Origin of the sequence: Paramylibacter kogurei (genome assembly GCF_002742285.1) — a bacterium.
GTDB classification, from domain to species: domain Bacteria; phylum Pseudomonadota; class Alphaproteobacteria; order Rhodobacterales; family Rhodobacteraceae; genus Amylibacter; species Amylibacter kogurei.
The window spans coordinates 188,248-209,362 of the sequence record NZ_MDGM01000003.1 but is presented as its reverse complement, the minus strand read 5'-3'; the positions used below and the strand labels follow the sequence as shown (position 1 = coordinate 209,362).

The following is a 21,115-nucleotide window of genomic DNA, read 5'->3' as shown; positions in this document are numbered from 1 at the left end:
TCCAGTATGACCCACAATATTAGGCATATAACCGACGAAAACCCAAAGAAATGACCGCTAGACTTGTATATTTCACTTGGTTTGACTACTTGTAGCCAGACATAAACAGCCTATGGATTCTAGGGGACAAATATGAAGGTAATAGTACTTGGTGGCGATGGTTTTTGCGGTTGGCCAACCAGCTTGAAATTGGCAAAAGAAGGCCATGAAGTAACAATCGTTGATAACCTGTCGCGCCGCGCAATTGATCTGGAACTGTCTTCTGGCAGCTTGACCAATATCGCATCAATCCGTGATCGTATCAAAGTTGCGAATGAAAAGATTGGCAAGATTGATTTCCATAACATCGACATCGCAAAAGATTTCGCAGGTTTGCGCAATTTGATCGCTGATGTGAAACCTGATTCAATCATTCAATTTGCGGAACAACGCGCAGCACCATATTCAATGATCGGTGATAGTGAGCGTCGTTACACCGTGGATAACAACATTGTTGGCACGCATAACGTTTGTTCTGCAATCGTCGAAGTTGACCCATCAATCCACCTGATCCACTTGGGCACAATGGGTGTTTACGGTTATTCCAAAGAATTCGGTAAAATCCCCGAAGGCTATTTGGACATCGAAATTAAATCCACTGCTCAGGACACACAAATCCTGTACCCTGCAAACCCTGGTAGTGTTTATCACATGACCAAATGCTTGGATCAGTTGATTTTCCAATTCTACCACAAAAACTGGGGCCTAAAGGTTACCGACCTTCACCAAGGTATCGTTTGGGGTGTTGAAACTGCTGAAACCAAATTGGACCCAGCATTGGTAAACCGTTTCGATTATGATGGCGTTTATGGCACCGTGTTGAACCGTTTCATTAGCCAAGCAGCGAATGATGTGCCACTGACCGTATATGGTATCGGCGGCCAGGAACGTGCGTTTATCCACATTTCTGATTCTGCGCGTTGCTTGCAACTGGCTGTGGAAAATCCACCTGCTGACGGTGAGCGCGTTCGTATTTTCAACCAAGTATCAGAAGTGCAAAGCGTCAAAGGTTTGGCACAAATATTGGCTGATCAAACAGGTGCAGAAGTTCAATTCGTTGACAACCCACGCAAAGAGTTGGCGGAAAATGAATTGGAAGTTGCAAACGACGGTCTACGTTCGCTTGGTTTTGAACCAGTGTTGTTGAATACCGATCTGATCGAAGATGTGAAATTCATCGGCAACGAAACAAAGCACAATTTTGATAAGGCAAATGTTCTGAGCTCACCCAAATGGTAAGCATCGACAATTGTTCAAACAAAAGGGGCCGCGTGGCCCCTTTTTTATTTGATTGTTTCAAGCAGCTTTTTCACTTTGCGATTGTGATTGCCTTCGCTTGCGAATTTTTCAAATGACGCTCTAATCTCTTGCGATTTTGATTTATCAATCAGTTTTCGCAAGATGCGGTCGAACTGGTTTTTTTTCGGTGTGAACCCGTTGGCGACCGCATGATCAAACAGTTTTTGCTGTGCCTCATTGGGATGTTGAGCAAGATAGTCATAATCAACAAGCAACGCCCGCCCAGCATTGTTTTTAGCAATCTGATGAAGCACTTCATTATCCTTTGCCACGCGCGGAATAAGATCAATGATCATTTGATTAAGCGCGTCTAGGTCCAGCTCTTTCCCTTCGTATGGATCAACGTCTTTCATCCGTTTTGTGTCACGGTGATGATAAACGGAGGTGCTGCGCGCCACAGCGCGTGAAATGCATTGATCCAAAACGGATTCACGGATGATGACAACCAAATTAACCGCATCAAAATTTGCATAAGCCCAATCAATAACGGATTGCATCGTTACGCTTTTGTCTTTGCTGGTCGGTAGTCCCAAAAAATTACACAACATGGGCGATTGACCAACCATCAGTTTCACACCTGCAACATCTGGATTGTCATCCGAACAACCATTTTCACGCAGGAAATCAACGATGTCCTTTTCACTTCGCGGTAGCGGATTACCCTTTGCTTCGGCTTTTTTGTGTTCACCGAACAGGCGTTTAAAATGCTCTTTGGGTAATCCCAAGCCACCCAATCCAATCATATCCTTGCACAACAATGTTGAACCAGAACGTTGTGTTGCCAGAACCAAAGTTAATTTGTTCATTTCGAAACCTTTTTCAAAAACGTGTTTCAATCGGCGTATTTTGGATTATCCAAAACATCGCGTAACACGGCATAATCTTCTTTATTTAGCATTTCACCCAAAAGATATTCGAAAAAGTCCGATTTGATTTTTTCTGATCGATCGGTGTCGATAAGTTTTCGCAAATATCGTTTTGCGCGTTTGTTTTCGGGTGTGATGTTATTGCTGACCAGATGGTCATACAGCTTTTTTTGACAGTAATCTGCGTTGCGAGACAGAGTATCATAATTGATATTCAAGATATCGGATTTGTTGTTCTTAATCACCGATAACAGATCGGATTGTAATTCGCGCACAAGCGTCAAATTATCAAGGATGTTCCGGTTCAACAAAGCGCGGTCAATCTTGGTTTTGGCATATGGATCCGTTTCCTGTTTACCCTTGGGTGAACGATGGTGAAACACATCTGTCACACGCGCCATTGATCGCGAAATCGCTTGGTCCATTATGGATTTACGCACAATGGAAACCAATGCAACGTGTTCAAATTGATTCCGCGTCCAATTGATAATTTCTTGCATTGCTTCTGCGCGATCTTCGATCAATTTCCCGCTGATATTTTGATAAACCTGCGGGGCATAGGAAACCATTAACTTCACCGATCCTACATCGGTTTGGTTTTCACTTCCCAAGCCCAACTGCAAACTTTCCATGACGGTTTCATTATTTGCCTTCATCTTGCGCCCAGCATTGAATGCAGGGCGATCCGCACGCACCATCGGCAAGAGATGCTCTCGCGGAACGCCAACACCACCCAATCCTTCGATGTCTCGACACAAGAGTGTCGAACCAGAGCGTTGAGTCGCCAAAATAAGAATAAGTTTTTTCAAAATGTCCCTACCAAACCCACAAGCGGTTGCGTTAAACTTTATTATTGACGATTTTTTTAGCCAACCGTCTTAACGCTTGTGCTGCGCGTTTGGGCAATAATCCACCCCCGCACAATACCCATTCAACCTGATTGCGCAACCGTTCATGCCGATCTTTGACACGGTGAAGCTGTGACCGAAGCGCTTCCAATTCTCTTGTTTTTAAATCCAACCGTGTAGCCAGCTCATTCTCTGGCAAATCATTGTATTTGGACGTGTCAGGCATTCCACCGGTCACAAATCCCTTTTTGTTTATCGCAAATGATTTGTCATACTCCGCATAGATCGGGTTATCTTCGTATCGATCCAGCGGCGTTTTTGGGATCGCAACTGGAATCTTTGCACCTTTATTCGCGGCCAGCATTTGTGATTTCATGGCGTTAAATTGCATTCGCAATTCGTCGCGTTCTTGGGCGCGCGCAAATTTCATATCACGCTGTGAATCGCGATCTTTACGAAGCTTATCCACCTGTGCCGTCAACCGCGCATGTTCTTCGTACATGCCATAGGAAAACAATAACAGGTTACGAAACACTGTTGGCCCATAACGATAAAACGGGCGCACTTGGCGGATATTTTCGGCTTGGCGATTATACAATCGCAACGCCAAAAGTTTATCGTTCAACTTGCGGCGCCAATACAGCGGTTGTGGAATGGATTCACAAACACCGCCATTCAATGCGATGGCATGATACAGTTCTTTTTCATCACCCAAAATTCTGAAATCGCCGGTGAATCCACCAACGCGATCAAAGTCAGTACGACGCACCATCATATCCAATGGTTCAGAATCTGCATCAAAGAATGTGTAGTTCAGATTCCCCAAAATTGGCATACGCATGAATTCTGCGTTGGATGGCTGTGTTGGAACCTTGGACTTAAAGTCATAACAAAAACCCGTCACAACACCGAGGTTTCGTGTTTGGGCAACCTTTACCAATTTGCTCAACGCGCCATCAAACAGCACGTTTCCTGAACGGGTAAGATAGATCAATTCCGCATCTGATCGTGCAATCGCATCATTCGCACACACACCATAATCCAGCCCCGGTGATTCAATATATTTCCAATTCAGCGCAGCAAAACGGCTGGTGATTTTTTTAAGATCTGCTTTGGCCTTTTTGGCGATACTTCCATCGTCAACCAAATAGACATCAAAATTGCTGTAGTCTTGCTTTTCCAACGCTTTCAGGCTGTGTTTTAACCCGGCGATATCATCGCAATGCGTAACAATAACCGAAACCTTGGGCGTTGGATTTTCTAACGCAACTGGTTTGGTTTTAAATTTTGAAAGCGAATGATGATATTGAATCCATGTTTCAATATTCTTGTCATTATCAAACGAACATTCTGCAACGACACCACCGTTTTCCAGCGAGCGCGCAATTTGGCGTGCCAATGGAACGGGGTGAGGATCACACAAAACATCGTCGTGATATTCTTCTTTTACCAATTCTGGGCTGCCGCCTGAATTTGATGCGACAAACGGGATTTGGCAAATGGCTGCTTCGTAAACCGCAAGGGACGAATTTTCGATAATGCTCGGCATAACCGCCAACCGATTTCCTGCGAGCAGATAACGCAGCGCGGGTTCTTGTTGAAATTCTGTCAGCAATTCAATTTCACAAGGCCAGTCTTGTGAAACCTCTTTGATGAAATCCAATACATCGATATCTGGGCGGCTTTGAATACGCGCACCCGGTTTTCCCATAAAGGAAATTTTAGGCGGAAGCTTGACACCTTGTTGCACCAAATTGCTGATCGCTTCGCAGAAAACGGCCAAACCTTTGCGCGCCTCTAGGCGACCAAAGAAAACGATTTCATCAACTGGCACGCGTGTGCCAGGCGAAACATTTCGATCACCAATAATTTTTTTCAGATGCTCAATCGAAATGATGTTTGGCTGCACAAATGTTGCATCGCGCTTCAATGCGTAACCTTGGCTTGCCATCCAGCGCAACAAATGCGCAGAGCCACCGATAATATGATCGCCAAGCTCTACTGATTTTTGTTCGATGAAAATCTTGTCCAGATCATCCAACGTGCGCAATGAATGCGAACCATACAATCGGTTCCACAACCATGGTGATGAACATTTTACTGCGAAATGCGTGTCTTGAAATGCCAAGCCTTGTGATTTCGCCAACATGGCCAAATAACCAGACCCGCGCCATTCCGATACATGCACCATGTCAAAATGATGCTCTTGTAAATATCGAAACATATTGAACATCGGTGCGGTCCAGCGATCGGATGCACCTTTGCATTTTTCTTCGGTATAGTAATCTTTGATCGGTACAAATTTTACGCCAAATTCAGCATAGTATTGTATCCATTCATCAATCGTTCCTGTTTCGCAATAAACGCCTCGCAAGAACAAGATCGTGACATCGAATCCTTGTTCGGCCAAGGTGCGCGCCAGAAATGAATAGGTTGTTCCGATACCGCCATTTCGCACAGGCCCAACGATATCTTCGGTGGCGATACAGATTTTGGGTTTATCTGTTTTGGATTTTAACAATTTCAACGATGTTAAATCGTTGAACTGTAATTCCCACGAATCCGTCGCGGGACCAACAAGATCACGAAGATCGGGTTTCATATTCACGTCTGAAATTGCTTCTTCTAGCAATCGAGACCCAAGTTTTATTTCCGTAGAAATTTTAGATGTATCAGACAAGTCTCAACCTATATCTTCGTTTTCAGAGCAGCTTATTTTGTTGCTTCCAATTGCGCAATCTCTTTGCGAATTTGCAAAATGCGAAGCTCCGCCTCCATCATGCCCATACGCGCCACAGCATCGCGATTTCGAAGCTCGTTAATCTCTACTTTGTTGTGCAAATCTTCCACAAGCTTTTTCTGCGCAGCTTTTTTGTCTTGTACAGTTTTTGTCATTACTGATATCGCCCCTAAAATTAAAAATACATCACGATTCATCGTTGTCGCCGATATAGTAGGTAACCCATCGAATTTAAAGATTTACACAACATCTTATGCGTGTTTTTTTCAAAAAAACCCAACAACACTTGAATGTTGAAACCTTTTCGGGGCTGTGCGAAAAGGCGCTAAACGTAACTGCGCGGTATGCGCAAAAATATTGGTGTATAAATGGTGCAAGATAATCCTTTGATTTTGGTTGGCGGTTATGGGTTTGTGGGGCGTAATATTTTGGACGCGGTTGCGCAAAATCCCGAATTTTCTCAATTCAAACCGCTCGTTATTGATAACCTGAGCAATGCATGTTCTGGGTACGAGCAGCTGGGATTACAACAATGCATCGCACATTATAACGATGAATCCGTAAAATCATTTTTGGACAAACATGCGGATGCACCGCGCACGTTTATTTTTCTGGCGGGTGAAACACGTGTGGCGGAATCCAAGGATCGCCCGCTTGATTTCATCGACGCCAATATCAAAGACCCGGCACAGTTTGTGATGGAATCTGTACGCGAGGGTGATCGGTTTATTCTGATTTCCACTGCGGGCGCGTTGTTTGATGGTACATTTGAAATCAATACCGATAGCGTTTATTGCCCGAAAAATTTCTATGGCGCATCCAAAGCGGCCGAAGAAATGGTTCTTGAAAAACTGGTTGGTCTACGCGGCGCAGAATTTTCGATTGTTCGCTTTACCAATGTGTACGGCACGCATTCAGAATTAAAGAAAAGCGCGATCCACGCGTTTACCCGCGCATTATTACAAGACACAACTGTGACCATAAATGGCGACGGTGAACAGCGTCGCGATTTTGTATTTTCTGGCGATGTAGGTAACGGTGTTGCGACGCTTGCAAAACGTATGACCAATGGCGAACCGTTCGACAAAGTGAACATGATCGGAAGTGGCGAAACCGTATCGCTTAATGATGTGGTCGCCGCATTAGAAGCCGCGGCAAACAAGCCACTAAAATATCAACGCGACGAGGCCAAAGAATTGTTGGCAACAGAACCGCGCGAAGTCAGCGCACGTAAATCTGATGTTGAAGTTTTGCTTGGGCAAAACATCACAAGCCTTTCCAGTGGTTTGGAACAGACCTTCAACTATTACAAAAATCTGTTGAAATAACGCAATGGCGGAGCAACAGCATAATATTGCTCCGCCGTTTAGCGTGCTTGCGGTGACTTTCGCGGGTGAAACGGATGAAAATCTAAAACGATTTTTTGATTCACTTCGCGCGCAAACATTGCACGCGACTGAAATTGTTTTGGTGATCGACGGGCCAATCAGTGCAGCGCGTGATCAATTGCTTGCAAAATTGTCAAACGGGCTACCTCTGCGCCAAATCGCAACAGAAAAATCATCGCTTGGCGAAAGCTTGAACACAGGGTTGCAACATTGCAAATTTGATCTTGTGATGCGGTGCGATACGGATGATCAAAATCTGCCAAAACGGTTTGAAACGCTGGTAACCGCATTTGATCAAAACCATGCATCCGTATGTTCTGGCCCGATACAAGAGTTCCAATCAAATGGGGCCAAACAAATTCGAAACCTGCCGCGTGGCCATGTCACCAAACGAAATTTTTCATCCTTTTTTCGCAGCCCTATCAATCACAACAACTGTTGTTATTCAAAGTCCGCCGTGCTTGCCGCTGGCGGGTATCGCGGTGGGCGCATGGAAGATTTCAAACTTTGGGTCACCATGTTGCGCAAAGGAAATACGCTTTTTAATGTAGACGAGGTGCTATTGCACGCAAACGCAGATCGCATCGCGCATCGCAGAAGCGGGATAGATTACTTTCGTGCAGAATTCCGTTTGTTCGTTCTCAATGCACCGCGTTTCATGGGGCTTGGTGTCTTTCCAGCGATTGCATCATTTCTTATTCGTGCGCCATTGCGGATTCCACTGACACGCCCAATACTTGCATTTTTCTATCGCACCGTTTTGCGCAAAAAGGTGAATTAACAGATGGAAAAAACCAACAAGCCAACATTGTATCTGCACATCGGAATGCACAAAACAGGGACAACTTATCTGCAAAATATTCTGCGCGAAAATCAAGAATATCTTTTGGAAAACGAGGGTTTGTTTTTTCCAGATTATGCAGGTGTGCAAAATGGGCAACTCACAACGCGTTCGGGCGCCAATTCTGGTCACGGCGCGTTTACGCATCGCCGCGAACAAAAAAGCATTCACCAGCGATTAATCGAGGATTGTGAACGGTTAAAGCCAAAATCCGTTTTGATTTCGTCTGAAAATTTTACCATTTGGCGCCGCCGTGTAACCGCAAAACAATATTTGGCGCGGTTTCAATATTTTGAAAAAATTGTCGTGATACTTGTATTGCGCCGCCAAGATCGCTGGATTGAAAGTTATTACAAACAATTGCTGGATGGTTTTATTGATTTCGAAATCAGAAGCATTGAACAATTTTGCAACGACCTCGACGAACAACTTTTCGATTACAAGGCGCGGTTCCAACCGTGGCGCGAAATCGTTGGTTCCAAAAATTTTCGGGTTGGATCATATGATGAAATCGTTGCCAATTTAGGATTAATGAATTGGTTATGTGCAGAGCTTGGATTAACACCAGAAACCCAAACATTCTTGTCCAATCAAAACGCAGCAAAATACCCAAGCACAAGCGGGTTAAATAGCTTTGCGTTACGTATTTTAAACAGCTTGGTCATCACCAACAAAGAAACGCGCACCAAAATCGTACGCGAATTATACGACGCTGGCGAAGACAACAATTTTGATTTGTTACCAAAAAAGACCGCCGAAAAATTACGCATGAGATACCAAGCATCAAATGAATGGATTGCCAAAAATTGGATGCAATCTGATGCATCCGAATTTTCAGAATGGAAAACTCTCCATTATACCGACACGCCTGTTCCAAATGCCCAAGACGCAAATCTTGTTGTTAAATTGAATGTACTAGCAGATTCAATCGAACGCCATTGCGGGCCAAGTGCACGCGCACTTGCATTCAGAAATCTGGACAAAATCATCACCACGAACGGATCAGATAAAAATATTTCTCAGCGATTAATGGGTGTTAATGACGATTTGCGCCGTGCACGTAAAATTTTGCAAGCACGGCTTTCAAACAGTTCAAAACGTTATCTTGTCGCCGACATTACTCGTAAATTCAAAAAGGTTATGGTTTCAGTGTGGCGCCGTTTAAACGGTTGATATCAATTCGGTAAACGAAAAATCTTACGATAGGCACGATGTGCCAAATTTGGCTTATTGATTTTAGGCTTTGTCGTATACGTAAATTCGCAATCCGCATTCCATTTCTGTTCCAAGGCTTTAATCGTCCCACGATACAATTGGATATATTTGTTAGACGGAGATTTATGCGTGTGCCAGGGTTTCTTGCTTCCAGAATAATGAAAAATTTCAGCGTCTTTATGTTCTTCTTTCATTTCTAAAATTTCAGGAGCATCGCGATATCGCGCTTCGAAAAACTGAATCATATAATTAACCTTGCTGGTTAATCGCAATTTTTTGTCTTTGAACACGATATTGACCGCATCCTGATCACGCTGGGTCAACGCGCGTGCATCTGTTTTCAACAAATCCAAACCCCTTAATGCGCGCTCTAGGTATTCTGGATGATCCATGTCCAAAACCAACAATCCGGCGTTAAGGTAATCCAGAACATTTTCCTGCCCTCCAACAATGTCGGACAATCGTTCCGTTTTCTCGGCTGAAATGCGATTGGGGGCATATTTGATCCGTAACGCCGCACTATCGCTTACGCCTGCGACGATGTTATTTTCCATATCCATATCGAACAGATACGAAATATCTTTCATGACCAACATATCACTATCGATATAGATCACCCGCCCGGATTGAATGTGTTCTGGCAAATATAGTCGCGAAAATGTTGCGCGTTTTTTGTCTTTGATACCGACATCGCGATCCAGCTTAAGTGTTTCGTCACAAATATGTAGCTGTAGGTTTTTGAACACATTTGAGAGCGAATTCAAATGTGCAAAATCTTCAGGGAGCAAACTATCGACCAGCAAAAATACCCGTACCGGTTGGTTTGGGTCCATTTTATCCATCACCGACAAAATACAGGCATACGCAGGTTTTACAAAGTTGCGATCACAAGCCATTGCAAATTGATATTTGACCGGGTTTCTGGGCAAGACGGGATATTCAGGGCAAATATCAAAACTGCTAAACCCTTTGACTTTTGTTGCTGAATACGGCTGATCAAAATCAGTGTCCGCCAAGTTTGGCGAAAACAAATTTCCCTTACTTTCAAGTTGCTGAATTTGGCTCTGAGGCAAGACAAACAACGCGCGATACAATCGTTCCAGCGCGATCAAACCTTCAGTGTATGCATCGGCAAACAGCGTCAATTGTTGACGACGCTTTTCACGCATTCCCCGCGCAAGCGTTGTACCGATTAAGCGCTGCGTCCACTTTGCCCGCCAGGTTTCAATATTTCCGCAATCAAAATGAAGAATATGACCAAACGAGGGTTCAAGTTTAGACACTTTTAATTCATCGTTCTTGGGGCTGGGGCGATGCACGCCAATTGATTCATAGTTCGCAGGGATTTTGTAAATCGTTTTCCCAGTCGTGTATCCAAAAAAGCCTTTGCGTTGCAGCGATGAATACTTGCCCTTTCGTGCACCAAACCAAGTGGTGGCAATATTGCGTTTCAAAAAGATATCTGCCCCAAAGGGGTTCGTCACATCGCTGGTTGGGGAATGGCGCGCCTCGACCACGCTTAACATGAATGACCCAAAATTTTCGTGCTGTTGATCCAACAAGTCAGCAAGCGGTTGGGGCGCATAGACAAGCTCGTCACTATCAATCGATGCAACATATCGAATGCCCATTTCTTTGGCCAAATCAAGGCTGGTTTTCAAAGCAAACATTTGTTTTGCCTCGACACTTATGACGCGCCCTTTGATCCGTGTTTTCCAATAATCCATTGTGCAATGCGTAATGGAAACCCGCGGATCAGACGAAAACAATTCTGAATAATCGTTTAAGGGACGATCAAGATAGATGAAAACGTGTTCAACCCCTTGATTTAAGTGCCAATTTACGACGTTTACCAACTGATCCATAACACCAGCATGGGTTAACGTTATTGCAATCCCAGACAACGGATGGTTCGTCATAATAATCCCTCAAATTTAGTCCGTTTTACTGGTAAGCGTCGCCATTGCAAAGTAGTAACAATATAAATAATTTGCTCATAATTCTTAAGCAAAGCTCCCAATACAGAGAATTTATAATGGCCAAACTTACCCTGTTAATCGCAACCCAAAGATCTGGAAGCACGCTCTTAAGATCAGACATCCAAGATATGGGTGGAATGGGTGTACCTGGTGAGCATCTGATGCCACTGATCCGCAAAGATAAGAAAGCATTCAAACAAGGCGGTGATTTAACGGTCAGCGAACAGGATGTCATCGATTTGATCGCGAAAAAGGGCGGGGACGATAATTCGCCTGACGTCTATGGGTTAAAACTCATGGTTTCATACGCAGATCACGTAAATTGGATGTTGGGTGGTGAAAAAGAAACCCACCCCGTGCAAGCGGCGCAAAATGTAATTGATTGGGCTTATCGCACATACGACGCCGTTAATTTGGTTTCCGTTGTGCGCCCATCTATTTTGGATCAATCAATATCGCGCGCGATGGCAAAAACGACTGGCATGTATCATTTGCCACAAGGTGATGGGGCATCCGATCCATATGCTCAAACTGAAATAGACGATGATCTGTTAAATTTTGCGATCTGGCGCGAGGTGCCAATTGTGATTAATCATATGCGAAATTTACAGTCCATTTTGAACGCGAACCAAGACAAAGTCTTGAAAATCGATTTTCGTGAGTTGACCAAAAACCAAACGGATTCCAATCTTCGCATTGTCGAACATGCCCGCAAATCTGGGTTTGAACCACATAAAAACCTTGCCGAAAGAAAATTGAAAAAGTTGATCAAGAAAGAGCGTTCAGCGCAAATAAAGCAAAACTTTTTTGATTTTGCTCTTAATCAAGGATTTGGTGCTGAAAACTTTGAGATGATCAAATCAATTCTAAAGTAGCCTAGGATAATTGCGCCGACAAATGTTGGGCCAATGCACGCATATAAATCACGCCGTAAGCTTCGTTCATATGTGCCCGATCGCCACCATTTCGTTTACCCTGTGTGGACGAGGGTTGCTGACGCGCAAAATCTTCTGATGTGGAAAATTCGGAATTACGCGTTTCTTTTGGTTGGGCAAATACCGATACGTCTATTTCGGACAACACTTCTGATAACAGATTAATGCGATCGTCAAATGCGATGGCTTTGTTGTGCCAGTGTTGAATGTAATCTTCAAAATGCGCTTTTAACGGATTGGGTGAAAACCAAATCGGTTTTTGTGTTATTTGACGCAACCGCAACACAACAACCGCACCCACGCTTGTTTTAAAACCATCTTCCATAAGCAGTTTTTTAACAGCACCTGACAGGCGATTATCTTCTGCAAAGATTTTTTGGCCACCGATTACAAAAAATGCATCATACGCATTGGAATCAATGCTATCCAATCCGTTCGAAGACAACGCAAGTTTTGATTTTAGCTCATCATTATTTGCAATTAACTTGTCTCCGCTGACCTCTAGCTGGCCAAGTGTTCTGCGTGCAGAGCTGAAAAACGTAACCGACACATCTGGAAACTCTCCGCGGATAACGTCCCAACCTTGTTTGAGCGCGCCAGCGTGGCTATTCCCGATCAACGCAATTTTTTTCACGATATTCTCCAGCTAAACACCATCACGGATCGTTATTTCATCGTGCTTAACAAAGCGGACATATATAATGCACCATAATCACCGTTCATATGGCTTTTCTCATTTTTACCATGGCTTAGGTTTTTTGGGCTCGCGATTTTGAGTGGTTTTTTACCCATCGCAATTCGCTTTTCATTGCGCTTTTTCTTTTCCTCAATTGCATCATTGAGTTGCGTTGAACGCAATCGCGCCGAAGATTTCGCATATTTTTCAACTGTCGAAAATTCAGAGCTTCGCGTTTTATCGGGCTGTGCGACCACAGTTACCGAATGTTCCTGCGCAATCTTTTGAACGGCCTCAATACGTTGGGCATAACTAAGCGACATTGATTTAAATTCTTTGACGAATGCTTTGGTCTGTGCGCGCAATGGATTGTGGCCCAAATAAATTGGTTTATCGGTTGCGGAGCGCAACAGCTTTGCCAAGTTTCCGCCAACAGTGTTTTCAAAACTATCCGAAGCGATGGTTGATTGCACGGCAGATGATGTACGCTTATCCACCGGAAAAATTTTCCAGCCCCCAACGATGAAAAATGCATCATATTGTTCAGGGTCAATTTCCGATACGCCGTTTGAAAATTGTTCCAATCGACGCGCCAACACGTCATTGGTTGGAACCAATTTTCCATCTTTCAATTCCATGTCCCGCAACGCTTCGCGTGCCGCAGCAAAAAATGTAATTTCAACGTTTTTGTGTTTTTTTGAAATTGAATCCCAACCCAATTTCAATGCACCAATATGGCTATTACCAATTGCGGCGATCTTCATTTTTTGTCTCCGAAAGCGGCCAGTAGTTCTTCTTCGCAAACCAATTCGTTTGCTTCTTCTTTGCGTTTTGCGGCGCGCTGAGTACGTTCGGCTTTGTCTGCTTTGATTTTTTCAACATCAATACCAAGCCCAGCAAAGAAATTTGCCATCACATGATCAACGCCACGTTGTTCTACGCTGCGAAGGTTTTGCGCAAAAAATTCGCCGCGAAACGGAAAGCTACTGATAATTTCATAAGACGGGAAATAATCAACGTTGCGACGGTTGGTGGCAATGTCACCCGCAACCGCGCGTAGTATTGATTTTGATTGCATCGTTGCGACCAGAACATGATTTCCAGACATGGTTGCGGTCAACGGAACAGGTGACACTGTCAACAAGAACCGCAACGCACGATTTGCTTCTTTCATCAGTTTCAGCGCATCCGTCAAATTTTTGTGGATCAACTTGTAATCCTGATTCACAAAAATATGTTCCTTTTCATCAAAATCGCCAGCAACCGTACCTGGGCACATTGGATATTCATATCCACCTGATTTGTTGATCCAGCTTTCGGTTAAGCCCAATGTGAACACAAATATTTTTGAATCAACAATCGCGGCTTTGAATGCCTCGATGCACATGTCACGCGACGCAATCATCTCTTCAACGCTGGCAAAACCGTTTGGCTCTACACGTGGGCGGAACGGGTCATAAATGCGCCCGTCTTTTTCCCAATATTCCGCTGGTGGTTTTTCCTTGCCCAGCGCCCATTTTGTCCACTGTAGCAAAAGCGAAGTCGTATAAATATTGCCTGTACGACAGGTAAAAACACCATAATTATACAATAGCGCATTTTCATCGGACAAACCGTCAGGTGTCGGTTCTGTATTGTTCCAGCGAAACCCATTTTTAGTGAGCGCTTTGCTAAAGTGTTGCGCAAAGCACGAGCCAAATGTTGCAACTTTGCTGCTTGGCTTAATCGGGAATTTTGGAGACCAAAGCTCGGATATTTCGAGCATGTCACGTTTGCCAACTGCAGGCGCCCAAAACGCCCTTTGATCTAGGTTTTGATACGGGTTCATAATGCTTCCTATCTGGATGCTGACTTAGTTAATTACTTAAATCCAGATTTAAACGATCTCGTACCAAAAAGAAAAGCACCATTCCTTCTACTTTGGGTTATTCACACAACTAACCTTACGGACTGGCGATCAACACATCGTCGGATAGTTCCGCAATGGTGATAAATTCTACCGTTAAGATGTCTCTGTTTCCAAAATTAAAAACCACATCCCCGTCAATTTCAGTGGCGTAATCCCATACATTGCCGACCGAAAAATCGCTAAGATCAAGCAAATCGATATCATTTTGGAAATCATAAATCTGATCATTATTATCACCGACTTGATAAATAAATTCGTCAGCGCCAGATCCGCCAAAATATTGGTCACGCCCACCAGCCCCACCATATATTATGTCATCACCAGATCCGCCGTATAAAACATCACGCCCAGAACCGCCGTAAATGGTGTTGTTTCCCAATTCACCATCTAGGATATCTGCACCGTTCCCACCATAAATGGTATCATCATCATGGCCGCCACGAATATCATCACGCCCACCTTCACCCCACAAGGTGTCGTTTCCGGTTCCACCATAAATGCTATCACTTCGTGAATTACCGTTTAAATAATCGTTCCCGGCACCACCATAAATTTCATCGCCACCCGCCGCTGTTTCGATAATATCATCGCCATCACCGCCATCGGCGATGTCAGCTCCTGAACCGCCAAAAATGATGTCATCACCATCCCCTGCGTATACAGCGTCATGGCCATCTTGTGCGTAGATGGTATCATTTCCTTCAAGGCTATAAATCGTGTCATAGCCTGTATTGGCCCGAATATAATTATCGGCCTCGTTGCCAGTGACCGTATCATTGCCGCGCCCAAGATAGAGATTTTCAATCACCGTATCGGTGTAAATCACCATATTGCCAACCAAACCATAAACATCCGAGATACCACCACCACGCATATCAATATATTGATCTGCCGCCGTATTGATCAAACGCAATGTATCAATGCCACCGTCATCAATAATGGTAAATGTAACTGGGCCGCTGGCATCAATGATGTCGTCATAATAATTTCCAGCATTCCCATTTTCACCATATGTGGTGTTACCAGTACGGATTGTGTTGCTGTCGCCGTATAACAATTGTGCTGCGTGAATATCCGCGATCATCGGCGTTACAACAAATGCGCGCGTGGCGTCGATATATGTATTTTGGGTCTGCGAAAAATACGACATGACCGTCATCTGCCAACTGTCGTTCAAAAACTCTGCATGTGTTTCATATGTGGTACCACCACTTTCATAATGCCCTGGATGCGCAATACCCAATGCATGTCCAATTTCATGGATATACGTTTGAAACCCATAATCACCGATACCGCTGCCATATGTATTGATCCAAGATTGATCAACATGCACAAATCCCGATATGATATAACCGCCCGATGATGACCATCCGCCAACTGGCCCGCCCGAAGTATCCGAAAAATCCAGTTGCGCCGCGCTAGCAGAATTTACAAACGTAAATTCAATCCCCGTCACACTTGTCCAAGCCCCCAATGCCAACATTGCCACTTGTTGTGATTCATTGCTCATTCCAGAAATATGAACGCTAATGGAATCGCCAGCACTGACGTTCCATCGAACAGGCGTTGCCGCACTGTCCCAACCTTCATCAATAATAAACTCTGCAACTTCGATCGGCGTCCATTCAGTAATCATATTCAATTTTCCCGTTTGTTGGCATTCACGTGGGTTACTATTGTTAATAACTTTGCTTGGGGCAAGCATTCCATACAATTATGGCGTGATTAGGCCAAAAAAAATGGCGCGAAAACATCGCGCCATTTTAGTGGTTATAAAAAATTATTATAGAATTTCAGGTGCCATTGCTTCGATTGACGCGCCGCCGTCCAATACGATTTTGGCGTATTTCTCAACCTCTGGCAGGGTATGTTTTGCAAATACCTGTGCCAGCGAAATTTTGGCGTCTAGGAATGTTTGATCCCACGTACCTTCATTCATTGCACCCTTGGCGGCCAATGCGGATTTCACGCTCATCCAGCCACCCGTTAATGTTCCCATCATCATCAGATATGGCACAGAAATTGCCGCCGCTTCGCGTTGAGACAGAGTATTTGACAGGATAAATTCAACCGCGCGTATGGCTGTTTCTGTGCCGCGCAATACATCCGCCGCCGCATTGGCGATATTCGCATCATCAGATTTGCTCGCGGTTTCCGCATCGGTTTTGATTTCTGCCAGCAATGCGTTGACCGCCTTACCACCGTCGCGCAGCGTTTTGCGGAACATCAAATCATTGGCCTGAATCGCGGTCGTACCTTCGTAAATTGGCAAAATACGCGCATCACGATAATGCTGTGCCGCACCCGTTTCTTCGATAAAGCCCATGCCGCCATGCACCTGTACCGCATCAGACGTCAGATTCAACGAACGTTCGGTTAACCAGCCTTTGATAATTGGCACCATCAATGATGAGCGTTCTGTCCAGAATGCCTTGTCATCGCCAGATTCATAATGCGCACGATCCAATGCCGCCGCACCGTATAGTGACATGCCGCGTTGGCCTTCGATTTCGGCGCGCATTGTTGCCAACAAACGCATCACATCTGGATGGTGATCAATCGTGTCTTTTTCATTGCGATCCAACGGGCGGCCCTGCACACGTTCGCTTGCGTATTCTTTCGCCTGATAAAATGCACGGTTGGAAATGGACAACCCTTGGATACCCACGCCAAAACGGGCGTGATTCATCATGCCAAACATGATTTTCAAACCTTGGTTTTCTTCGCCAACCAAATACCCGATTGCGCCTTTTTCTTCGCCAAATTGCAACACTGCGGTTGGGGATCCATTGATGCCCAGTTTATGTTCGATGGAAACACATTTCACATCATTGCGTTCGCCAAGGCTCCCGTCATCATTGACCAAAAACTTGGGAACGATGAATACGGAAATGCCGTTAACGCCTTCGGGCGCACCCTCCGCACGTGCCAATACCAAATGCACAATGTTTTCGGCCATGTCATGTTCACCATAAGTGATGAAAATTTTCTGACCCTTGATGCGATAATGATCGCCTTCTTTTACTGCGGTGGATTTAATCGCGGCCAAATCCGTACCTGCCTGTGGTTCAGTCAGGTTCATGGTGCCTGTCCATCGACCCTCTGCCATTGGCGGAAGGAATTTTTCTTTTTGTTCTTGGCTTGCGGATACTGTCAACGCATGGGTCAATCCCTGCGTTAACAAATGACACAGCGAAAACCCCATATTCGCCGAATGGAACATTTCGCCAACAGCGGCAGAGATCAAATGCGGCAAGGCTTGGCCACCGAATTCTTCTGCAATTTCGATGCCATACCACCCCCCTGCGGATAGCGCATCATGCGCTTTCTTAAACCCATCTGGTGTAGTCACGGTAAAATCAGAATTCCATTTTGATCCTTGAGTATCGCCTGTGTTGTTGCAGGGTGCCAATTCTTCGCGTGCGATTTTTGCAGCTTCGCTCAACACCGCATCCACCAAATCGGGGGAAACATCAGCAAAGGCATCAAGATGGCTGATTTGATCCAGCCCAATAGTGTGCTGAATAGCAAATCGAAGATCATTTTCGGATGGATCGTACATGGTTTATTCCTTTGGGGTCATTCAAATTTGCACATTTATCCGTCAGCGCGATTTAAAAAGAAACAATTACGCAGCGGCCTTTGCAAAAGGTTATAGAATAAACCGTGGATCATCCACAATATCGAGACCTGGAAACACCACACGCTCCAAATCATTTGGTGAAATGCCAAATAAATGGCGCATCGCAATCGCGCCATAGCTACGCACATCCGCTGTGGGCAATAAATCACGATTGTTAAACAGGTTTTCATCCGCAAGCCCCGGCCAATTGCCATAAACCTGACCACCGCGAATGGCCCCACCCGCCATTAACATCGCACCACCCGTGCCGTGATCGGTTCCCTGTGTTCCGTTTTGGCGCACCGTGCGGCCAAATTCGGTCATGCATAACACCGCCGTTTTATCCCAATTCGCGCCCAGTTTTTCGCGTAGGGTTAAAATCGCGGTGCTCAGTTGCGACAGGGGTTTTTGAATAACCACTTTTTGGTTGCGATGCGTATCCCATCCACCAATTGAAAACGCAGCGATGCGGCTATCTTCGTTCAACCGATCGGCCGCAAATTCCGCCAATGCACCTGCGCGTTTTGCCAGTTTAATCGCCTGATTATTGGCTTTCATCTGGTCTTGCATGCTGTCCATTTCTTCCATCATGCCATCCATGTCACCAATGGCCATCAAATCTTCGGTCAATTCAATCGCCACCTCTGCGGAGGCGTGGAACAACGGATCGGATTCATACATGCGGTTTAACAATAATTGACCTTGGGCGGACATCAACAAGCTTCGCCCTGGTGCCCAAGACGCGTGCGGTGCATCGCCTTGCAATAACAACAAATCATCCTGACCAACCGCATAGGCCGTTTCGGTTTCCACATTGGGCACCAAGGTTAGCATACGGTTCAACCAACCACTTGATCCCAATTGGCGACGCTCATCCAAACTGGCGTAACCGGCCTCTAGCAAATCTTGCCCGTCGAAATGACTTCGCTTATTGCGATAAGGTGTTGATACCGCATGCGCAAAGGCCAACTGTCCCTGATCCCACAGCGGGGCAAGATCGCTTAGCCCGCTGTGCATTCCATAAAAACCATCCAAATCAATTGCATCTGTTTTTGCCAAATCAGGTCGATGTTGCGCAAACATTTTATCCCCATAGGGGCGCACAACATCCAACCCATCCATCGCCCCACGCAACACAATGACAACCAGTCGGTTGTCCCACGGTGCGGATGCGAATGTAACAGGTGTTATCAACGGGCTTGCCGCAGCAGAACAGCCCAGCGCAGCAGTATTTATCAAAAACTTGCGGCGAGATTGATCAATCATCGCTTATCTCCTGTTAAAATCAGGAGAGGCAAGAATTAGTGCCAGTCCTTCGATTTTGGATTCCGCGCGCGCGGCGGCCACATGGATATCATTGCTGGCATCATGTCCAACCGCCTGCACCACAAACGCGCGTGGATCGACGCGATCATCAATTGTATCGGCCATTTGCATCGCAAACTGCACACGCCCTGCCAATCCCGCAGGGGTAATCCAATGTTCGCCATCTTCTGGCCATCCATCTGGGCCGTCTGGCTGCAAAAAACGTTGCCCCATAAGATTCATCGGCACATGGGTTCGGGAATTAAACTGTCCACGTTTCAGCGCCAAGATATCTTGGCCGGTTGCGCCCATCGCACGATGAACCGATACCACAAAATCAAACGGCTGTTTCACCTTGGCGCGTGGGGATTCCCACGCCGCATGATGGGATAACATGGCGCTGTACATTTCATAAAGGCTCCCATCGCTTGCCAAATAACGTTCGGCCATTTGATCGATCAAATCTTTGGGTGGTGTATCGGAAATAAAATGCACAGCCAATTTTTGCGCCAAATGCTTGGCTGTATTTGGGTTTAGCGAAATATCATGCATAAACTGTTTAATATGGCGAAGTTCTTCTTCATTCCCGCCATATGATTTACCCAGAATATATTCCGATCCAGGTTCCGCAAACACAGGGTTATATCGCACGCCCTTGGCATTAACCCGCAATCCTGTCAGCAATTCCGCCAATTCGCGCACATCCGTTTGCGAATAGCCACCACCCACACCCAAGGTGTGAAGCTCTAACATTTCCCGTGCCAAATTTTCATTGAGCCCCTTACTTTTACGTTTAAGGGCAAAATTGCTATTGGGTCCGATCGAGCTTGTTTGATCTAAATATTCCAACATCGCGGGATGTAAATTTACCCCGATCAGCATATCGCTAAACTTCCCCGCCAGATTTGGACGAATTGCGGAATCAATCATCGTTGGCATCATAACGCCAAGCTTACGACCCCGTGCCGACACTGAAAAATGGTCTGTCCAAAACCAAGCAAGACGTTCGCGAAATCCATCCGTGCTATCCACAGCGCGTGCAAACAGATTGCGATGTACTTGTTGTGAAAGTTGGCGGAAAACCTTTTTCTGGGTTTTAACCATCGCGGCACCTTCGGCCGTTCCGGTTTTTTCAACTTTGCGCGCCGCTGCAAAATCGGACAGCGCGCTCAATCCTTGATCGGTAGAATATAATGGGAATTTTGTGGCAAATCTATCCGCCCCGTCTAGCTGTGCCAGAACAGAGTTTGCATCCTGTGGGTTTGCCTGAATTGGAGACAAACCAAATCCAAAACGAATTGCAGCCAGTTCATCAATTTGCAAAACCATCACTCCCAATGTTTCGCGATACATAAGCATTATACGAAACATATCCACTTGTCCGTCGAAAATTTCGTTTAGCATGAATGCATTGTCGCCCCCGAAAAACCGCTTTTCGTGGCGCGGCTGTTTG

General features: G+C 45.2%; 17 protein-coding genes. 5 read left to right on the top strand and 12 right to left on the bottom strand.

Features of this window, described 5'->3' with window-relative positions; genetic code table 11:
* Nucleotides 1-132: 132 nt before the first annotated feature.
* The gene (locus BFP76_RS01640; protein WP_099591424.1) at nucleotides 133-1,278 is read left to right on the top strand and encodes an NAD-dependent epimerase/dehydratase family protein; all 1,146 of its coding nucleotides are present in this window, start codon (nucleotides 133-135) and stop codon (nucleotides 1,276-1,278) included.
* 44 nt (nucleotides 1,279-1,322) lie between these two features.
* On the opposite strand, the gene BFP76_RS01635 is transcribed toward BFP76_RS01640, so the two are convergent.
* The 4 genes from BFP76_RS01635 to BFP76_RS01620 are packed head-to-tail and all read right to left on the bottom strand — an operon-like array spanning nucleotide 1,323 to nucleotide 5,947.
* On the bottom strand, nucleotides 1,323-2,144 hold the full coding sequence (locus tag BFP76_RS01635) for a Stf0 family sulfotransferase (RefSeq protein ID WP_133117367.1): 822 nt from the start codon (nucleotides 2,142-2,144) through the stop codon (nucleotides 1,323-1,325).
* 26 nt (nucleotides 2,145-2,170) lie between these two features.
* Entirely contained in the window at nucleotides 2,171-3,013 is an 843-nt protein-coding gene (locus BFP76_RS01630; RefSeq protein ID WP_165775627.1) for a Stf0 family sulfotransferase, read from the bottom strand.
* A 31-nt stretch (nucleotides 3,014-3,044) separates the two neighbouring features.
* On the bottom strand, nucleotides 3,045-5,732 hold the full coding sequence (locus BFP76_RS01625; protein WP_133117366.1) for a glycosyltransferase: 2,688 nt from the start codon (nucleotides 5,730-5,732) through the stop codon (nucleotides 3,045-3,047).
* Nucleotides 5,733-5,764: 32 nt separating this feature from the next.
* Nucleotides 5,765-5,947, bottom strand: a complete 183-nt coding sequence (locus BFP76_RS01620; RefSeq protein WP_099591420.1) for a hypothetical protein — start codon at nucleotides 5,945-5,947, stop codon at nucleotides 5,765-5,767.
* 213 nt (nucleotides 5,948-6,160) lie between these two features.
* Here BFP76_RS01620 and BFP76_RS01615 point away from each other — a divergent pair, with 213 nt between their 5' ends.
* From BFP76_RS01615 to BFP76_RS01605, 3 genes are read left to right on the top strand one after another with little or no spacing between them, the layout of a single operon-like run.
* Nucleotides 6,161-7,120 (top strand): NAD-dependent epimerase/dehydratase family protein, encoded by a 960-nt coding sequence (locus tag BFP76_RS01615; protein WP_099591419.1) that lies wholly within the window; start codon nucleotides 6,161-6,163, stop codon nucleotides 7,118-7,120.
* Nucleotides 7,121-7,124: 4 nt separating this feature from the next.
* Entirely contained in the window at nucleotides 7,125-7,961 is an 837-nt protein-coding gene (locus BFP76_RS01610; protein ID WP_099591418.1) for a glycosyltransferase, read from the top strand.
* A gap of 3 nt (nucleotides 7,962-7,964) precedes the next feature.
* Entirely contained in the window at nucleotides 7,965-9,194 is a 1,230-nt protein-coding gene (locus BFP76_RS01605; protein WP_099591417.1) for a hypothetical protein, read from the top strand.
* Nucleotides 9,195-9,196: 2 nt separating this feature from the next.
* Here the strand turns inward: BFP76_RS01605 and BFP76_RS01600 are convergent, their stop codons facing one another.
* Entirely contained in the window at nucleotides 9,197-11,155 is a 1,959-nt protein-coding gene (locus BFP76_RS01600; protein WP_099591416.1) for a glycosyltransferase family 8 protein, read from the bottom strand.
* A gap of 116 nt (nucleotides 11,156-11,271) precedes the next feature.
* Here BFP76_RS01600 and BFP76_RS01595 point away from each other — a divergent pair, with 116 nt between their 5' ends.
* A complete protein-coding gene (locus tag BFP76_RS01595; RefSeq protein ID WP_099591415.1) occupies nucleotides 11,272-12,090 on the top strand; it encodes a Stf0 family sulfotransferase in 819 nt (272 codons plus the stop codon).
* A 1-nt stretch (nucleotide 12,091) separates the two neighbouring features.
* Here BFP76_RS01595 and BFP76_RS01590 read toward each other — a convergent pair whose 3' ends face one another.
* The 7 genes from BFP76_RS01590 to BFP76_RS01560 all read right to left on the bottom strand — a co-directional run bounded on the left by BFP76_RS01590 (nucleotide 12,092) and on the right by BFP76_RS01560 (nucleotide 21,066).
* Entirely contained in the window at nucleotides 12,092-12,784 is a 693-nt protein-coding gene (locus tag BFP76_RS01590) for a hypothetical protein (RefSeq protein ID WP_099591414.1), read from the bottom strand.
* Nucleotides 12,785-12,816: 32 nt separating this feature from the next.
* Complete coding sequence (locus BFP76_RS01585) at nucleotides 12,817-13,590, bottom strand: hypothetical protein (RefSeq protein ID WP_099591413.1); 774 nt, start codon at nucleotides 13,588-13,590, stop codon at nucleotides 12,817-12,819.
* Entirely contained in the window at nucleotides 13,587-14,654 is a 1,068-nt protein-coding gene (locus BFP76_RS01580; protein WP_205661344.1) for a GSCFA domain-containing protein, read from the bottom strand. The genes BFP76_RS01585 and BFP76_RS01580 overlap by 4 nt, the downstream gene beginning before the upstream one ends.
* Before the next feature lie 115 nt (nucleotides 14,655-14,769).
* Complete coding sequence (locus BFP76_RS01575; protein ID WP_165775626.1) at nucleotides 14,770-16,371, bottom strand: M10 family metallopeptidase C-terminal domain-containing protein; 1,602 nt, start codon at nucleotides 16,369-16,371, stop codon at nucleotides 14,770-14,772.
* Nucleotides 16,372-16,518: 147 nt separating this feature from the next.
* Nucleotides 16,519-18,297, bottom strand: a complete 1,779-nt coding sequence (locus BFP76_RS01570; protein WP_099591410.1) for an acyl-CoA dehydrogenase family protein — start codon at nucleotides 18,295-18,297, stop codon at nucleotides 16,519-16,521.
* A gap of 90 nt (nucleotides 18,298-18,387) precedes the next feature.
* The gene (locus tag BFP76_RS01565) at nucleotides 18,388-19,623 is read right to left on the bottom strand and encodes a DUF1501 domain-containing protein (RefSeq protein ID WP_099591409.1); all 1,236 of its coding nucleotides are present in this window, start codon (nucleotides 19,621-19,623) and stop codon (nucleotides 18,388-18,390) included.
* A gap of 3 nt (nucleotides 19,624-19,626) precedes the next feature.
* Nucleotides 19,627-21,066 (bottom strand): DUF1800 domain-containing protein, encoded by a 1,440-nt coding sequence (locus BFP76_RS01560; protein ID WP_133117365.1) that lies wholly within the window; start codon nucleotides 21,064-21,066, stop codon nucleotides 19,627-19,629.
* Between the last annotated feature and the right edge of the window lie 49 nt (nucleotides 21,067-21,115).

Excerpts from the sequence above, each read along its gene's own strand:
- BFP76_RS01640 (WP_099591424.1), top strand. The coding sequence starts at position 133 with ATGAAGGTAATAGTACTTGGTGGCGATGGTTTTTGCGGTTGGCCAACC.
- BFP76_RS01635 (WP_133117367.1), bottom strand. The coding sequence starts at position 2,144 with ATGAACAAATTAACTTTGGTTCTGGCAACACAACGTTCTGGTTCAACA.
- BFP76_RS01620 (WP_099591420.1), bottom strand. The coding sequence starts at position 5,947 with ATGACAAAAACTGTACAAGACAAAAAAGCTGCGCAGAAAAAGCTTGTG.
- BFP76_RS01615 (WP_099591419.1), top strand. The coding sequence starts at position 6,161 with ATGGTGCAAGATAATCCTTTGATTTTGGTTGGCGGTTATGGGTTTGTG.
- BFP76_RS01610 (WP_099591418.1), top strand. The coding sequence starts at position 7,125 with ATGGCGGAGCAACAGCATAATATTGCTCCGCCGTTTAGCGTGCTTGCG.
- BFP76_RS01605 (WP_099591417.1), top strand. The coding sequence starts at position 7,965 with ATGGAAAAAACCAACAAGCCAACATTGTATCTGCACATCGGAATGCAC.
- BFP76_RS01600 (WP_099591416.1), bottom strand. The coding sequence starts at position 11,155 with ATGACGAACCATCCGTTGTCTGGGATTGCAATAACGTTAACCCATGCT.
- BFP76_RS01595 (WP_099591415.1), top strand. The coding sequence starts at position 11,272 with ATGGCCAAACTTACCCTGTTAATCGCAACCCAAAGATCTGGAAGCACG.
- BFP76_RS01585 (WP_099591413.1), bottom strand. The coding sequence starts at position 13,590 with ATGAAGATCGCCGCAATTGGTAATAGCCATATTGGTGCATTGAAATTG.
- BFP76_RS01580 (WP_205661344.1), bottom strand. The coding sequence starts at position 14,654 with ATGAACCCGTATCAAAACCTAGATCAAAGGGCGTTTTGGGCGCCTGCA.
- BFP76_RS01575 (WP_165775626.1), bottom strand. The coding sequence starts at position 16,371 with ATGATTACTGAATGGACGCCGATCGAAGTTGCAGAGTTTATTATTGAT.
- BFP76_RS01570 (WP_099591410.1), bottom strand. The coding sequence starts at position 18,297 with ATGTACGATCCATCCGAAAATGATCTTCGATTTGCTATTCAGCACACT.
- BFP76_RS01565 (WP_099591409.1), bottom strand. The coding sequence starts at position 19,623 with ATGATTGATCAATCTCGCCGCAAGTTTTTGATAAATACTGCTGCGCTG.
- BFP76_RS01560 (WP_133117365.1), bottom strand. The coding sequence starts at position 21,066 with ATGCTAAACGAAATTTTCGACGGACAAGTGGATATGTTTCGTATAATG.